Source organism: Enterococcus sp. DIV0210g, assembly GCF_050559705.1.
GTDB lineage: Bacteria > Bacillota > Bacilli > Lactobacillales > Enterococcaceae > Enterococcus_B > Enterococcus_B faecalis_A.
The window spans coordinates 778,338-793,142 of record NZ_CP187903.1 but is presented as its reverse complement, the minus strand read 5'-3'; the positions used below and the strand labels follow the sequence as shown (position 1 = coordinate 793,142).

Below are 14,805 nucleotides of genomic sequence, written 5' to 3'. Positions count from 1 at the left end.
CTCTTTGCTTCATTCTTTTTCTTATAGAAAAAAGCTAGGACTTACGCCCCAGCTTCGGTTTCTTTCAACACATTGGATAACACACCGTTGACAAATTTCCGAGAGCGGTCATCACTAAATGTTTTGGCTAATTCAATTGCTTCGTTCAAAGCAACTGTTCCAGGAACATCAGTAACATAAAGCATCTCAAAAATCGCGATACGTAAAATAACCAAATCCATTTTAGAAATACGCTGGATACTCCAATTATTTTTCAAGTGCTTTTCAACGATTTGATCCAGTTCCGCTTTTTTCGCACAAACTCCGCCAACTAATGTATCCAAATAAACAGGGACAAATTCTGAACCCTCTTCATTGAGCATGTCGCGATGGTCTAATTCGATCGCGTTGATAATCGCATCTTCTTTTGTTAACTCTGTATTGAAATCTAATGGGAATAATGCTTGCAAAGCCATTTCCCGTATTTCATGACGTGACAATTCTTTACTCATTTTCTTCCTCTTCGTCCTCAAATAATTCTTCTAACGCAGGCTGCTCCAATTTTTCAGGAACAACAGCAACGACATGGATATTTACTTCAGCTAAATTGACATCTGTCATAAACAAGACTTGCTGATTCACGCGGTCTTGCATTTCCATCGCAACTTTTGGTACAGAAACACCATACTCCAAGTAGCAGTAGATATCGACTTTCAATCCTTCATCTTCATTGCGCAAGTAAACCCCTTTGCCATGTGCTGCTCTGCCTAAAAGTTCTGTAACATTGCTGGCAAAAGTACCGCGCATGCCATAAACACCTTCAACTTTTGAAGCGGCAATACCGATGATCACTTCGATCACTTCTGGTGCGATCACGATTTCTCCCAAGTCTTGGTTTGCATTCAAAATCAGACTTTTTTCATCTGCCATTTATACTTCCTCCTTTTGCCTAAACACGAGATACATATGAACCATCAGATGTATCGATCATTATTTTGTCCCCTTGATTGATAAAAAAAGGAACATTGACTGTTAATCCCGTTTCCAGTACCGCTGATTTGCTGCCGTCTGAAACAGATGGGTCAGCATCGACCGAAAGCACGGCCAGCGGAACTTCCAAAGGTAATTCCAATCCTAAGAATCCTTCATTGTTTTTAAGAAGGACGATCTCCGAGCTTTCAGGAAAATAAAGAATCTCTTCCTGGATCAGTGCAGCGGGGATCTCGATCTGCTCATACGTATCCAATTGCATAAATACATAGTTGTCGTCATTTTTGTAAAGATACTGTACAAGCTCTTTTTCCATCTGTGCTTCAGTGATGTTTTCACCTTTTTGAAAATGGGCATCTTTGCTCTCGCCCGTGCGGATATTTTTCAGCTGAGTTTCTGCGTATGCTGAGCCTTTAGAAGGTTCGATATAGGAAAAAGCTGTTACACGCCAGATTTCTCCAGCAAATTCGATCATTGCACCTTTTTTCAATTCTTCTGCAGGTATCATCCGCAGCCTCCTTTTGTCTTGCTGAAAATATGCCAGCTTCTGATTCTTTCAACTAAGTGATAGTCCGTTTCTAGTTTATCATTAAATCACATGATTTTCTATATCAAAAGCTGGTGGATTTCTTCAACAAATCTAAATTTTTTCTTATGAGAATTATAAGATGATCAATTCTTTTGGTGATTGCGTCAAGATTCGATTACCTTCTGCCGTAATCAGCAAGTCGTCTTCGATCCGGACTCCGCCGATCCCTGGCAAATAGATACCTGGTTCGTCTGTGATGATATTGCCTTCTACAAATTGTTTTTCGGCGCGTGAAGAAACATTAGGGCCTTCATGGATTTCTAAACCAATCCCGTGTCCTGTAGAATGACCGAACGCTTCGCCGTATCCTTTGCTTGAAATGTAATCTCTTGCTACCGCATCTAATTGGCTGCCCATCATTCCTGGTTTCGCTGCATCGATCACTGCCAATTGTGCGTCTAGAACGATTTGATAGATTTCTTTCAATTTCTCTCCTGGATCACCGATTGCAAATGTCCGTGTCATATCAGAAACATATCCTTCATAATAACAGCCAAAATCAAGCGTGATCAAATCACCTTGTTCAATGACTTTACTGCTGGCTACTCCATGAGGCATTGCAGAACGGATACCGCTGGCAACGATCGTTTCAAACGAAACACCTGAAGCGCCAAGGGAACGCATATAGAAATCCAGTTGATTTGCTACTTCGATCTCTGTCATACCTGGACGAACCATTTTCAAAATATGATCATAGGCAGCGTCAGCGATGTGGCACGCTTTTTCAACAAGCGCGATTTCTGCTTCATCTTTTACTTCTCGTAATTCTTCAATCATCCCAGTAACTGGAATCAATTCTGCCATGATGATTTCTTCTAAAATCGTATAGTCATAAAAAGAGACTTGTGTTTCTTCAAATGCAAGTTCTTGCAACTGTGCTTTTTTGACTAAATCTGCCACTGTCTCAAAAATCGGACCGCTGTTTTGGATGATCTCGAAACCTTGTGCTTGTTTGGCTGCTTGCTCTGTATAGCGGAAATCTGTAACAAAATAAGCATTATCCAGCGTAATGATTGCTAAACCTGTCGTTCCTGTAAAATTCGTCAAGTAGCGAAGATTATAGGGACTAGTGACCAAAAATGAATCCAAATCGTTTTCTCTCATTTTTTTGCGAAGTTTTTCTACACGTACCATCATAAAAGCAATTCCTCTTTTCTCTTCTTTTTTCCATTATAACAAACTATCTTCTTTTCTCGTATGTATAAAGACGAAAAAAAGACCGAACACCAAAACATTTTCTGTTTTGGCATGCTCGATCTTTTGTACAATTGATTTGCTCTTTATTTTCGGCCGAAAAAGAATGAAACGACAGCAACTAAGATCACTGCTCCTAAAATAGATGGAATAATAGCCATACCAGCTGCTGACGGCCCCCATGTACCAAACAACGCTTGTCCAATACTTGATCCGATCAACCCTGCAATAATATTTGTGATGCAGCCCATTGAGTTTCCTCTATTTGTGATAGCTCCGGCAATAGCGCCAATAATTGCTCCTACAATCAATGTCCATAACCAACCCATAATATAACCCCCTTTACAATAAAATCTTATCGTAAAAGAAAAAATAGACCAAACAATAAAGAATCAGCGCGTGATTTCTTCATGGTTTGGTCTATTTCCAGAAGGAGAAAATCCCTTCATAACCTGTTACTTTTTCTTTTTGCCAATCGATAAGATCCCTCGTTTTACCACATCGAAAAAACTCAATGATTGGGTCATACGTGAAGGTTCTACGTATACGCGGATCGCGCGAAGTACTTTTTTCGGTTCTTTTGAAGAAAACGTGAATGTCCCATTTTTCTTCGTTTGGATCGCATAACGCGGAATCCATTTCCCTTTGAACATCACAGAAGCAATCACATAATCAACTTCTTCCCATGGAATCTGGATGTACTTGCGAGCGTCGCGAGAGTTGTAGAATTCAAATCCTTGATTGCCGATCATGATCTTGCCATAATCTGTCAATCCTGTAAAAGCAGTGGCATCTATTACCAAATCTACTTTTGTATTCAGTGATTCGACCATCTCTTTCACTCCTCTTCGTTCGATTTCCTATCCATTATACTACATTCGGACAGAAACATTTTTCTTAAAATCGTTTTTTACAAAAAAATCAAGAGCTTGGAACAACAGCCGAATGACGGTTGCCCCAACCTCTCGATACAATCTTGTTTATCTTATAAAAGTCCGATTACGTGACCAACCACACCTACTACGAATAGGCCAAGGATGATAACGATTGGAGAAACTTTTTTCTTAAGAAGCCACATACATAATAGAGTTAGCAATAAAGCAGCTAATCCAGGGATCAATTGATCCAAGTTATCTTGTAATGTTGTAACTTTTGTTGAAGAAAGTGCTAGACCAGAGTTCACTTGTTCGAACGCAGATCTGATTCCGTCACTGCCTGAAGGAAGGCTTGACCAGTCAACATATGCGCCATTGTCAAGTTTTACTTCAGATACGACCGGCAGGAACTTGATGGATACCCATCGCTGAACCAGTGCGGCCAGTACGAACATCCCTAAAATAGATGCTCCTTTTGTTACGTCTTGCAATAATCCGCCAGAAAGGTCTTCTGTGATTTTAGAACCGGCTCTGTAACCAAATTCTTGTGTGTACCACATGAATGCCCAACGGATAATGTTCCAACCTAGGAAGAAGATGATTGGGCCTAAGATGTTTCCACCCATTGCCAATGATGCACCAAGCGCACCTAACATAGGACGAACTGTAAACCAGAATACTGGGTCACCAACACCGGCTAGAGGTCCCATCATACCAACTTTAACCCCTTGGATCGCTACATCATCGACAGCTGCACCGTTTGCGCGTTCTTCTTCAAGCGCTAAAGTAACACCTAGGATTGGTGATGCGATATATGGGTGAGTATTAAAGAACTCCAAGTGACGTTTCAACGCAGCTGAACGTTCTTCTTTTGTTTTGTATAATTTTTTGATTGCTGGAATCATTGAGAAAGCCCAGCCGCCGTTTTGCATACGTTCGTAGTTCCAAGAACCTTGAATGAAGGTAGAGCGCCATGCTACAGCTAAACGATCTCTTTTAGATAATTGAATTTTTTCTTCTGCCATTTTCTTTTCCTCCTTCAAGATTAGTAATCGTTCAAGATATCGCCTAGAGGGTCGCCAGAACTGCTTCCTCCGCCGCCATTTGAAGAACCACCCATTTTAGAAAGGTTCAAGTAAATAAGCGCTAATGCAACACCTAAAGCTCCAAGTGCGATCAATGTTAATTGAGAGATCGCTGCGACAACAAAACCGATAACGAAGAATGGCCATACTTCTTTAGTAGCCATCATGTTGATTACCAATGCGTAACCAACGGCAACGACCATACCACCACCGATAGCCATACCGTCTGTCAACCATGCTGGCATTGATTCCAAGAATGATTGAACTGTATGAGCTGGGATGAATAGTAAAGCAGCTGCTGGGACAGCAATACGTACACCTTGTAGACATACGGCAATGATGTGCCACATTTCAACAGTACGGATATTTCCTTGTTCAGCTGCAGCGTCCATCAAGTGAACGATAGGAACAGCGATTGTACGAACGATCATTGTTAAGAACAATCCAGCTACTGCAAGAGGAACTGCAATCGCGATCGCAGAAGGAACACCTTTGACACCTTGGTCACCTAAAACTAAAATAATTGCTGATGCAACTGATGCTAAAGCAGCATCTGGTGCTACGGCAGCTCCGATATTTGCCCAACCTAGAGCGATCATTTGAAGAGTACCGCCTAGAACGATACCAGCTTCTAAGTTACCTGTTACTAAACCGATCAATGTACATGCTACTAACGGTTGATGGAATTGAAATTCATCTAAGATTCCTTCCATCCCTGCTAGAAAGGCAACAAGTACGACTAAAATCATTGAAATTGCAGACATGATAAGCCTCCTATATTTAAGTTATTTTATTTAGCTTGTGCTAATTCGCTTTTTGCTTTTTTAAGAATATCATTCATATTGTCGCGAGAGTCATTCGGTACTTTACGTACATCGAATTTCACGCCTTTAGCTTCTAATTTTTCATAAGCTTCAACGTCTTCTTGTCCCATTGACAATACTTTACTTACTACGACTTTACCAACAGAGTGAGCCATTGAGCCGACATTCAATTCTTTGATGTCTACGCCACCTTCGACTGCTCTTAACACATCTTCTGGGTTTTCGAAAAGAAGCAAAGCTTTTGTGTTTCCGAAACGAGGGTCTTTCGCTATTTCGATCATTTTGCTGATTGGGATAACATTTGCTTTTACCCCAGGAGGAGCAGCTTGTTCGATCAATTTTTTACGAAGATCATCTTTTGATACAGCATCAGAAACAACGATGATACGGTTTGGCTGTGTTGCTTTTGTCCAAGCTGTTGCAACTTGTCCATGAAGCAGACGTGAGTCCACACGTGCCAATACAAATTTGATTTTGCCATCGCCGACTACAGTTCCTTCAGGCAAAGCGCCTTTTGGTTGTGCATCTGCAACTGCTGCTTTTGGTGCTTCTTCAGGTTCTAATTCTTCAGGTTTGATGCGTACGCCTTCTTTTGCTGTTTCGATGATATGTGCAGCAATTTCTTGTGCAGAATTCATTGAGAAGCGTGATGCGTAAGCTTCGATCAGCATTGGAAGATTTAATCCGCTGACGATCGCCCATTTGTCTTTATGGTTTTCAAACAAAGTATTTGCTTGGTTAAACGGTGTACCGCCCCATAAATCAACTAAGAATAAAACTTCATCTTGGTTTTCAAAAGAAGCAATTGCTTCTTCCATTTTTGCTCTTAAATCGTCTGGACCTTCACTAGGTTTCAAAATGACTGCTTTGACGTTTTCTTGTTCGCCGAAAATCATTGAACCAGATTGTAAGATTCCTTCAGCGAACTGTCCATGACTTGCAAGGATGATCCCTACCATATCTATACCTCCTATTTGCTTTATTAAATACTAAGAATAAATGCTTGATTGACTGCGGGAAAATTTTCAGCAATCGTTATACCTTTTTTGCTCTTGTTAGCAGTTCCATCAAAAAGATTTTTCTGTCCGCAGGTACTTTTCTGATTTCCAACTCTACGTTTTGCTGATGCAGATAATGAAAAGACTGAATATCTTTCTTATCTACTGAAACAAAATTTGTGATCATTGTCTTCCCTTCAGAAAAACTCATACCGCCGATATTTACCGTCTGTAATTTGACACCGCAGCGAACGATTGTCTCCACATCTTGCGGATTCGTGAATAAAAGCATCACTTTCACATTTTGCAGCAACTCGTTCTGGCAGATTTGAACCATTTTTTGAACTGTGATCACATTCGACTTGATCCCGGGCGGCGAAGCTTCTTTTAATAGAAACTTACGCAGATCGTCTTTGGCGACTTCATCACTAATGACGATGATCCGCTCGACTCCTGTTAACTTTGACCAAGCTGTTGCCACTTGTCCATGGATTAAACGATCATCGATTCTTGCCAATCGGATATCCATTATGCTCAAATCCCTTCTCAATAAACTGCCATCGCAGAAAACCCTATCATTTCCGCGAGTTTGACCACCTCCTAAGTACACTTATATATAAGCAAGAAGCGTGCCAACTTTTTAACAATACACTATACGGTACAACAGCTTTTTCTTCGATACACAAAAACCGATACACTAAAACAGTGTATCGGTTTTTGTATTTTTTCTATTAGTGTATTTTTTTCGCCTGCTGATCAAGAATCATTTTGCTCAAATAATACACTTCATTTTCTGGTGTTTGGATTTTTAATTCGGCGTCAAATTCATCCAATAGTTCATTCAGACGCTCATAATACGCCTCTTCTGTTTCTGTTCGTGTTTCTTCTTCCGCAGTAAGTGTTTCTTTTAGAATGATCCGTTCGACCATTCCGGCAGTATGCGTCACTAGATTGATTTTAAATGCTAGTTCAGTAAGATCAAATGCTTCAGCTGTTTTTTCCGAAAATCGCCACAATGGACCAATCAGTTTCTTTCCATTAATAAAGGTAAAGTTTTCTTCTATATATTTCTGACAAATTTTCTTGGCTTCTTCATCATCCAGCGAAATCTCTTCCGCTTCTTCTAAATCAGCACCAAGCAGCAGCTGATCCAAAATCACTTCGACATCTTGGTCAATGAACCGCTCCAATGGAATGAACGGCGCCGAAATTTTAGGATCAGTGATTCCTGTTGCTGCAATGATTTGATACTCTTCTTGCAATTGCGGCAATCGGCTTTGTAATTCTACGATCGATAATGTGATGACTTCAAACGCTGGATATTTTTTGCTGACTGCACGTTCAATGATTTCTTTGATACGCTGCGCTGTCCCTTCGCCAGAAGCACAAATAGCTAAAATCGCTCTTTTTTTGGACTCCTCTTCTGTATGGAGGTTGGATGGAACTTCGCCATACCCGCGGAAGTTTTTCAGTGAATCATATAATACATCCAAATCTGTTCCTAAGACAGAAACTTTTCGAACGGTTTCCAACACAAGTGAAGTGGTCACCATATCGATCGTTCGAATCGGGATGCCAGTCTCAGTCTGGAGCTGATTATTGAAAGAAGCCAGAGAACCCATATCTACCAGCAAAATCACACCGCTGCCTTCATCTACCTCTTTTACTGCTCGTTCCATTCTGACCAATGCTGTTTTCGGGTCCATATCTAATGGCATATCTACTGCGCGTACATTATCTGCTTCCAGCAGCTGCTTCACCACTTGGACCATGCTGCTGGCAGTACTATTTCCGTGGGCAGCTACAACCACTCCAATTCTGCCGCTTGCTTGATTTGCTCTTAGTGAGACAAGCAATACAGTAAGATAGTAATCTTCACTTTCAGGAATCACGACATTAAAATAACTTTCAATGGTCTTTCGGATCTCTTTTGCCAAGCGATACTCTTCTGGAAAATCAAAAGTCATTTCACGAATATTATCGTTTGTATGGCGTTCTTCGCCCAAATTGATTTTTTTCAAAAAGGAGCTGATATGCAAACTCATCGCATAAATGAAATTTTGCTGAAATTCATACGGAAGAGCCTCTTTTGCCATCGTATAGATTTGGTTCGTCAAATCAATGATTTTCGGATCGACAAATTCAGCAAGTTTATTATCTGCATTAAAAGAAAATCCATGATCTTTATAAAAAGACTGCAAATGGACATTGATATCTGTAGAAATAAAATGATTGATCGCTTCTTGGTCAAGACCATCAGACTTCAATAACGCTGCTTTATCCCCGATGATATCATAAAGATTATACGGCAGTTCATAGGCATCAGATTGGATTTTCATGATCATGTCATTTGGCATAACGATTATTTTAGGATCTAAAATCTTTGATAACTCAGACATTTCTCCGCGATTTCTCGCCAAGTGGATCAATCCGCTTTTGATTCCTTCAGTCAGCTCATCCACTGTGATCGACAGTTCAGAAGAGTTGATGTGATTTAAAAACCCTCTCGCACAAATCAGCTGGATGTTTGATTTCAACTGTCCGATATTTCCGTACGTCACACTTCCGATCAATGCTTTTACAACATCTTCTGTTACGGTGATTTTTCGCTGGATACGGTTTGCTTCATGCGCGAACATGATTTTGACTAAATCGACTTTTTCATTTGCTGGGCGTTTTTCGAAAGAAGGTAATTGGATATTGATCGGGATTCTTCGAACAAAAGTCTCTAAAAGCGAAGAACCTGGATCTTCTGTTGTTGCACCGACGATCCGTACATTTGCATGATGGTTTTTCGCGGTTTCACCCAAACGACTATACGTTCCATGATCCATAAAATAAAAGACCATCTCTTGTCCTTCTGGCGGCAGCCGATGGATCTCATCCAAGAAAAGCATTCCGCCATCTGCTTCATCGATAATTCCTTTTTTCTCTTCTGTTGCTCCTGTAAACGCCCCTTTTGTATGTCCAAAAAGATGACTCATCAATAACTCTGGATTATTCGCATAATCCGCACAGTTGAAAACGATCAGTTCATTCTCATCCGTAATCACTTGGTTGGCTTTCGCAAAATGGAACATAGCATGGGCAAAATACGTTTTCCCTGATCCTGTTGGTCCCGTAATTAAACAATTCAAACCTTTGGGCGGATAAAGAATTGCTGCTTTTGCTTGTTCTACGGAATTTTTCATACTGCCATTGGTTCCGATGATTTTCGAAAAGATATCTTTGGTATCCAGCCTTATGATGTCTTCCACGTTCTCTTTTCGCGGTTCTTCTTTATAACTGGGCACATATTTTGTTAACGGTTTCGTATGTGACGACATTTGCGTGTTATATATGTAGCGAACGGGTCTGCTGTCTGTCTTAGCCAATTTGCCTTCTCTTACCAGCTGATTGAGATCTTTACTCCCATTGGTACGCTGGATTCCTAGAGCATCTGCGATTTCCTTGGTCGTGACGCCTTCATTTGCTGTTTTCTCCGTTAAATGAGCGGTTCTTTCCTTGACATACGCATAGATTCGATCAATTCGTTTTGTCAAATTTCTCGCTCCTTTCTCCACACTAATAGTTTTACCAACTATCTGGTTACAAAACATAATATTATGGATTTAAATCGATTTCGTCAACTATTTACTGTAATTCTTCGTGAATTTATTTCTTCTATATAAAAATAGCTGAAACAGGAGTAGTTCTCCTCTCTCAGCTATTTGGTACGTATCAAACGAATTTTCTTACTTGCTCAAAGTGTTATGCTGTTTCACCAATGATCGTTGTTAGTTTTCCGTACAATTGATGTAGTTCTTTTTCTTGGAATCTCGCTGGAAAGAGTTGCATCAATTCTGTAAAACTCAAATTCTTGATCAATTTATAACGGCTCCTATCTTCCCAATGCGGAAAATAAGTTAAAATCAATTCTTTGCACTTCAGATTGCGCCAAAGTTCTTTGATCGGTTTATCTTGAAGCGGCAAGTTTTTATCTGTTTGTTTTATTTCTGCCCAATTGATTTCCATCCATTCCACACAGGTTTTGAACCAGCGGGCAAATCTAGGATCGATCATTTCTTCTTTTGCCCCATAATATTTCGTTGCTAAAGAAAGACCATGTTTTCCTTTTTGAAAAATCATCGTTTCAAAAGGTACATCATTTTCTTCAAGCGCCCGCAGGTAAAGTAAAGAGTTCTCTATCGGAACAACGTTATCTTCAAATGTCGAAAACAAGAAAGTCGGTGGTGTTTCAGGGCTGACGCAGGTTTCCAAAGAAGGTGCATCTATCTGCATCACATCGCTGAAAGATTTTAAAATAGCAGGATAACCCAAAACGCACAAACTTGGTTTTTCTTCTAATAAATTAGACATCGCCGCTGCCAGATGCCCTCCAGCAGAAAAACCGATCACCGCAATTTTATCGGTATCGATCGCCCATTCTGCCGCTAATTCCCGAATCTTAGCCAATGCCTGTTTTCCATCATCCAGCGCCTTCTGAAAATCACGATGCTCGCCGACGTGATAGCGCAAAACTCCCGCATGATAACCATGCGCCGCAAAGTGCAAAGCGATTGGTTCTCCTTCGCGCTCACTGCAAAAACTGTAACCGCCTCCAGGAATCACCAAAACAAATGGCCGTTTTGTCACACGAGAAAATTCCGGCTTTTCTTCATGCAAATAAACGCTCAAATCAACGCCGGCATCCTTATCAAAAGAAAATTTATCCATAAACATAGCAGTTCACCCTTTATTACAAATTTTCGATACTTTTTTTTCTTCTATTATATAAGAATGATTATACCTGTTTTTTTAAAATCGCTATATCAAAAAAGGATTTTTTGTGTAAGAAAAAATGAATTGATTTTTTACTTCATGCTTTTTTAGTAAATAAAAAAGCAGAAACCTTTTGCAATAAAAGATTCCTGCTTCGTTTGATTAAGCTTCTTGAGCGACTGGGTAAACAGACACTTGCTTTTTGTCGCGGCCTTTACGTTCGAAACGTACCACGCCGTCCACTTTAGCGAATAAAGTGTCGTCACCACCGATACCCACGTTTACACCTGGATAAATTTTTGTTCCGCGTTGACGGTAAAGAATTGATCCACCTGTAACTGTTTGTCCATCAGCACGTTTAGCACCTAAACGTTTTGATTCAGAGTCACGGCCGTTAGATGTAGAACCGCCTCCCTTTTTGTGGGCAAATAATTGTAGATTCATATTTAGTAACATAGTCTGCACCTCCTATTTTTCAATAATGGTCTCGATCTTGATATATTCTGAATGTTCAACTTCTATTGATTGAACGCCTAACAGCAGATTCTCCAATAGAATTTGGGCAATGTTGTTTTGTTCCTGTGTCATCCCAGAAGGCATCTCGACGTATAAATAACCGCCTTCTTCCTCGTTGGTATCGATGATTGGATCAAAACCAGCTAATGCAGAAATCCCGTTTACAGTGCTGATCGCTAAAGCAGATACACCTGCACAAACGATATCGCTTCCGTAAGGTCCGGCATCCGCATGCCCTGTCAAAGTAAATGAAACGATTTGACCAGCGTCATTACGTTTAAATGTTCCTTTGATCATTATATTCAGGCCTTCTTCCTCAAGCTCAATTAAGCGTTGATAGCGTCAATAACTACTTTTGTGTATGGTTGACGGTGACCTTGTTTGCGGTGTGAATGTTTTTTAGGTTTGTATTTGAAAGTAACGACTTTCTTTTGTTTGCCGTGTTTTTCAACAGTTCCTTCAACAGTTGCACCAGAGATTGTTGGAGCACCTACTTTCGTAGATTCGCCACCTACTAAGATTACTTCGTCAAAGACAACTTTTTCACCTGCTTCAACATTTAGTTTTTCAATGTAGATTGCTTGACCAACTTCAACTTTGATTTGTTTACCGCCAGTTTTAATAATTGCGTACATGCTATAAAGCACCTCCTTCTATTATACTTAGACTCGCCATCCCAAGTGACAGTTTCCTGTGCTTAGTACTTGTTCTGAGCGGTTGTAGCTGTGGAGTCCACAATTACAACGTTATAAGTTTACCAAAATAAGACCATCCAGTCAACAAAGAATCGAGTGCTTCTTTCAATAAATCTATAAAAATCGTATTTTTTGCTTTTTCCTTTATAATAAGGAACAAAGGAGGCATTACTGTGAACTATCCACAAGAATTAATCGAAAAAGTTGAAAAAAGAACGGGCGACGCGCCTGTTGAAGGATTTGTCCCAGGACAAGGCCCTTTAAACCCTAAACTTATGCTCGTCGGCGAAGCCCCTGGAAAAACAGAGGTGACAAATCATATCCCTTTTAGCGGACAAGCCGGAAAAGAGCTGATGAACTGCTTAGCTTCTGCTGGGCTGACGCGAGAAGAAGTCTATATCACTAGCGCGGTAAGAAGCCGTCCGTATAAAAAAACGGAGCGTATAAACAAGCGAACAGGCCAAAGAGAAATCGTCTATCCAAACCGCACCCCCACAAAATCTGAAGTCTTAGCACACGCACCTATCTTAGACTATGAATTCACACATATCGATCCTCCATTGATTGCAACTTTGGGAAATATAGGACTTCATCGACTGCTTGGACCAACATATACTGTATCAAAAACCCACGGGGAACTGTATCAAGGACCTATCCTGCAGCTAAATGAAGAAAAAAACAGCTACGAGTGGTCTGAAAAGACTTACTCCGTCATACCATTGTTCCATCCAGCTGCAGTTTTCTATAACCGCAAGCTGCAGCCGCTTATCGAAAAAGATTGGGAAGTCATCCGAGAAGTACTGCAAAATGAAAAGATCTCCGCTACTTGATTTATGTTCTATCTTTCAGACTAAGCCATTTGGAATGGCTTAGTCTGTTTCGTTATTGCCAGGTTCCGCTAACACCTTTTTAAAAACGAGAAGACCGATACTGCTTGCCACTGCAAACATCGGGATATTCACGAATAGATTTCTATAGACATACACCAAAGAACCCACTTCCTCTTCAGGAAATATCAAAAACGACAACGTAGAAAAAATACCAGACAAATTGATCAAACTAGTGATAAAACAAATCACACAAACAATAAATAAAAACAACTGTAGAAAACTGATTTTTTTCATTCTGCTTCTCCTATTCCCAAGTCTGCTTTTTATTTATAAAAAGTATAGCATCCGCATTATAAAAATTAAGCTGTTTTCCCGTCCTTTTCAGATTAATTTTTTCTTTATTTGGAAATAACTGGAACAGACTCTTTGGGACGACCTTTTTAATAAAAAGCCATTATTTATATTCATACTAAGTAATGGGAAAAATTTAGCACAAAAACAAAAAAACCTCTGGAAATCAACATTTCCAGAGGTTTTTTTACGTCACAGGAGAACTAATCATAGCTCTAACTAATTCTAATTAATTGATAAATAAAGCTTTTCTAATCCGATCTACCAAGCAATTTGAACGATTTCAAAAATTATTTGGCACATAATTTGGCACAGGGATTCCACTTATAATTTATTCGCATTTAATCTCCGCTGTAATTCTTTTACTGCGTTAGATACAGGACTGATCACACCGTCTTGTGTGGTGCCTAAATGTCTTTGTAATGCTTTGATTGTCCCTTGACCGCACAATCCGTCTTGAGCAATACCTAAGAAACCTTGTAAAGCTCTGATGACATTCGATCCAGTCAATGTATTGTCAAATTGAGCAGCGTAAATATTTTGGTTAAATGTTTGTTTGAACTGATGACTGATCACACCGTCTTTGCCAGCAGTATCAAAGTATTCTTGCAGACGTCTAGCAGTTGCATTTCCAAATTGACCGTCAAGAGCCAATTGGATCATCTGTGGTTTATTGTCTGTATTAGCAGTTCCTCCATCGATAATACGGTAGAAATTATGTTGCAGTTTTGTACTCATGTACGCATCATTAGTGTCTACTGCGATCCCATTATGCGTATAAGAGCAATGGATAAATGAGCCGTTACTTAGAAAAATACCTGTATGACCAGCTGATCCATTTGACCCTCCTGGAGTACCTGAAATAAAAATATCACCTCGTTGTACTTCTGATCGAGTAATTTTTTTCAGTTTAGTTCCCACCATACCGAAGAGAGTTTCAGTATTTCCCATTGATCCAGAAGGCAAGAAGCCTCCAGCAATCATTGAGAAAAAAACTGCAGAACTGCAATCGTAAGAATTAGGTCCAAGCCGACGGGTCATTGAATACGTAACTTTACCTAGTCGATCCTGCATCCATTTAATCATTGACTCTTTACTCATTATTGTTTTCCTCCTTC

The 14,805-nt window shown here is 40.0% G+C and carries 18 protein-coding genes and 1 other annotated feature; of the genes, 1 reads left to right on the top strand and 17 read right to left on the bottom strand.

Translation table 11 applies throughout. The features are described 5' to 3' along the window. Positions 1-41: 41 nt before the first annotated feature. The 15 genes from nusB to rplU all read right to left on the bottom strand — a co-directional run bounded on the left by nusB (position 42) and on the right by rplU (position 12,446). Positions 42-491: a transcription antitermination factor NusB gene (nusB, locus tag IGI64_RS03915; RefSeq protein WP_016624159.1), complete on the bottom strand. Its 450-nt coding sequence runs from the start codon at positions 489-491 to the stop codon at positions 42-44. After that, positions 484-909: an Asp23/Gls24 family envelope stress response protein gene (locus tag IGI64_RS03910; protein ID WP_016624160.1), complete on the bottom strand. Its 426-nt coding sequence runs from the start codon at positions 907-909 to the stop codon at positions 484-486. The genes nusB and IGI64_RS03910 overlap by 8 nt, the downstream gene beginning before the upstream one ends. Positions 910-928: 19 nt before the next feature. After that, positions 929-1,477 carry an elongation factor P gene (locus tag IGI64_RS03905; protein WP_429939544.1) on the bottom strand — a complete coding sequence of 183 codons (549 nt, stop codon included), beginning with the start codon at positions 1,475-1,477 and terminating at the stop codon, positions 929-931. A gap of 153 nt (positions 1,478-1,630) precedes the next feature. Further along, on the bottom strand, positions 1,631-2,695 hold the full coding sequence (locus IGI64_RS03900; protein WP_429939543.1) for a M24 family metallopeptidase: 1,065 nt from the start codon (positions 2,693-2,695) through the stop codon (positions 1,631-1,633). A 143-nt stretch (positions 2,696-2,838) separates the two neighbouring features. Then, a complete protein-coding gene (locus IGI64_RS03895; RefSeq protein WP_429939542.1) occupies positions 2,839-3,081 on the bottom strand; it encodes a GlsB/YeaQ/YmgE family stress response membrane protein in 243 nt (80 codons plus the stop codon). A 126-nt stretch (positions 3,082-3,207) separates the two neighbouring features. Further along, positions 3,208-3,585 (bottom strand): DUF956 family protein, encoded by a 378-nt coding sequence (locus tag IGI64_RS03890; protein WP_429939541.1) that lies wholly within the window; start codon positions 3,583-3,585, stop codon positions 3,208-3,210. A gap of 152 nt (positions 3,586-3,737) precedes the next feature. Next, positions 3,738-4,652 (bottom strand): PTS system mannose/fructose/sorbose family transporter subunit IID, encoded by a 915-nt coding sequence (locus tag IGI64_RS03885; RefSeq protein ID WP_034862045.1) that lies wholly within the window; start codon positions 4,650-4,652, stop codon positions 3,738-3,740. 20 nt (positions 4,653-4,672) lie between these two features. Further along, the gene (locus IGI64_RS03880; protein ID WP_016624166.1) at positions 4,673-5,476 is read right to left on the bottom strand and encodes a PTS mannose/fructose/sorbose transporter subunit IIC; all 804 of its coding nucleotides are present in this window, start codon (positions 5,474-5,476) and stop codon (positions 4,673-4,675) included. A gap of 26 nt (positions 5,477-5,502) precedes the next feature. Next, positions 5,503-6,495, bottom strand: coding sequence for a mannose/fructose/sorbose PTS transporter subunit IIA (locus IGI64_RS03875; RefSeq protein WP_016624167.1), 993 nt, complete (start codon positions 6,493-6,495; stop codon positions 5,503-5,505). 76 nt (positions 6,496-6,571) lie between these two features. After that, entirely contained in the window at positions 6,572-7,063 is a 492-nt protein-coding gene (locus IGI64_RS03870) for a mannose/fructose/sorbose PTS transporter subunit IIB (RefSeq protein WP_429939540.1), read from the bottom strand. A 202-nt stretch (positions 7,064-7,265) separates the two neighbouring features. Beyond that, positions 7,266-10,076, bottom strand: a complete 2,811-nt coding sequence (locus tag IGI64_RS03865) for a sigma-54-dependent transcriptional regulator (protein ID WP_429939539.1) — start codon at positions 10,074-10,076, stop codon at positions 7,266-7,268. A 208-nt stretch (positions 10,077-10,284) separates the two neighbouring features. Then, positions 10,285-11,256, bottom strand: a complete 972-nt coding sequence (locus tag IGI64_RS03860) for an alpha/beta hydrolase (RefSeq protein WP_429939538.1) — start codon at positions 11,254-11,256, stop codon at positions 10,285-10,287. Positions 11,257-11,457: 201 nt separating this feature from the next. Continuing rightward, positions 11,458-11,751 (bottom strand): 50S ribosomal protein L27, encoded by a 294-nt coding sequence (gene rpmA / locus IGI64_RS03855; RefSeq protein ID WP_016624171.1) that lies wholly within the window; start codon positions 11,749-11,751, stop codon positions 11,458-11,460. A gap of 12 nt (positions 11,752-11,763) precedes the next feature. Beyond that, positions 11,764-12,108, bottom strand: a complete 345-nt coding sequence (locus IGI64_RS03850; protein ID WP_016624172.1) for a ribosomal-processing cysteine protease Prp — start codon at positions 12,106-12,108, stop codon at positions 11,764-11,766. A gap of 29 nt (positions 12,109-12,137) precedes the next feature. Beyond that, complete coding sequence (rplU, locus tag IGI64_RS03845; RefSeq protein WP_016624173.1) at positions 12,138-12,446, bottom strand: 50S ribosomal protein L21; 309 nt, start codon at positions 12,444-12,446, stop codon at positions 12,138-12,140. A gap of 19 nt (positions 12,447-12,465) precedes the next feature. After that, positions 12,466-12,540: a sequence feature (ribosomal protein L21 leader region), on the bottom strand. Between the two features lie 139 nt (positions 12,541-12,679). Here rplU and IGI64_RS03840 point away from each other — a divergent pair. Next, complete coding sequence (locus tag IGI64_RS03840) at positions 12,680-13,336, top strand: uracil-DNA glycosylase (protein WP_429939537.1); 657 nt, start codon at positions 12,680-12,682, stop codon at positions 13,334-13,336. 39 nt (positions 13,337-13,375) lie between these two features. Here the strand turns inward: IGI64_RS03840 and IGI64_RS03835 are convergent, their stop codons facing one another. Together IGI64_RS03835 and IGI64_RS03830 are read right to left on the bottom strand one after the other, a co-directional pair. Further along, positions 13,376-13,630, bottom strand: coding sequence for a hypothetical protein (locus IGI64_RS03835; RefSeq protein WP_429939536.1), 255 nt, complete (start codon positions 13,628-13,630; stop codon positions 13,376-13,378). 381 nt (positions 13,631-14,011) lie between these two features. Further along, the gene (locus IGI64_RS03830; protein ID WP_429940750.1) at positions 14,012-14,791 is read right to left on the bottom strand and encodes a peptidoglycan amidohydrolase family protein; all 780 of its coding nucleotides are present in this window, start codon (positions 14,789-14,791) and stop codon (positions 14,012-14,014) included. Positions 14,792-14,805 lie beyond the last annotated feature (14 nt).

What these genes read in the sequence shown, in the direction of transcription:
- nusB (WP_016624159.1), bottom strand. Translation starts at nt 491, where the DNA reads ATGAGTAAAGAATTGTCACGTCATGAAATACGGGAAATGGCTTTGCAA.
- IGI64_RS03910 (WP_016624160.1), bottom strand. Translation starts at nt 909, where the DNA reads ATGGCAGATGAAAAAAGTCTGATTTTGAATGCAAACCAAGACTTGGGA.
- IGI64_RS03905 (WP_429939544.1), bottom strand. Translation starts at nt 1,477, where the DNA reads ATGATACCTGCAGAAGAATTGAAAAAAGGTGCAATGATCGAATTTGCT.
- IGI64_RS03900 (WP_429939543.1), bottom strand. Translation starts at nt 2,695, where the DNA reads ATGATGGTACGTGTAGAAAAACTTCGCAAAAAAATGAGAGAAAACGAT.
- IGI64_RS03895 (WP_429939542.1), bottom strand. Translation starts at nt 3,081, where the DNA reads ATGGGTTGGTTATGGACATTGATTGTAGGAGCAATTATTGGCGCTATT.
- IGI64_RS03890 (WP_429939541.1), bottom strand. Translation starts at nt 3,585, where the DNA reads ATGGTCGAATCACTGAATACAAAAGTAGATTTGGTAATAGATGCCACT.
- IGI64_RS03885 (WP_034862045.1), bottom strand. Translation starts at nt 4,652, where the DNA reads ATGGCAGAAGAAAAAATTCAATTATCTAAAAGAGATCGTTTAGCTGTA.
- IGI64_RS03880 (WP_016624166.1), bottom strand. Translation starts at nt 5,476, where the DNA reads ATGTCTGCAATTTCAATGATTTTAGTCGTACTTGTTGCCTTTCTAGCA.
- IGI64_RS03875 (WP_016624167.1), bottom strand. Translation starts at nt 6,495, where the DNA reads ATGGTAGGGATCATCCTTGCAAGTCATGGACAGTTCGCTGAAGGAATC.
- IGI64_RS03870 (WP_429939540.1), bottom strand. Translation starts at nt 7,063, where the DNA reads ATGGATATCCGATTGGCAAGAATCGATGATCGTTTAATCCATGGACAA.
- IGI64_RS03860 (WP_429939538.1), bottom strand. Translation starts at nt 11,256, where the DNA reads ATGTTTATGGATAAATTTTCTTTTGATAAGGATGCCGGCGTTGATTTG.
- rpmA (WP_016624171.1), bottom strand. Translation starts at nt 11,751, where the DNA reads ATGTTACTAAATATGAATCTACAATTATTTGCCCACAAAAAGGGAGGC.
- IGI64_RS03850 (WP_016624172.1), bottom strand. Translation starts at nt 12,108, where the DNA reads ATGATCAAAGGAACATTTAAACGTAATGACGCTGGTCAAATCGTTTCA.
- rplU (WP_016624173.1), bottom strand. Translation starts at nt 12,446, where the DNA reads ATGTACGCAATTATTAAAACTGGCGGTAAACAAATCAAAGTTGAAGTT.
- IGI64_RS03835 (WP_429939536.1), bottom strand. Translation starts at nt 13,630, where the DNA reads ATGAAAAAAATCAGTTTTCTACAGTTGTTTTTATTTATTGTTTGTGTG.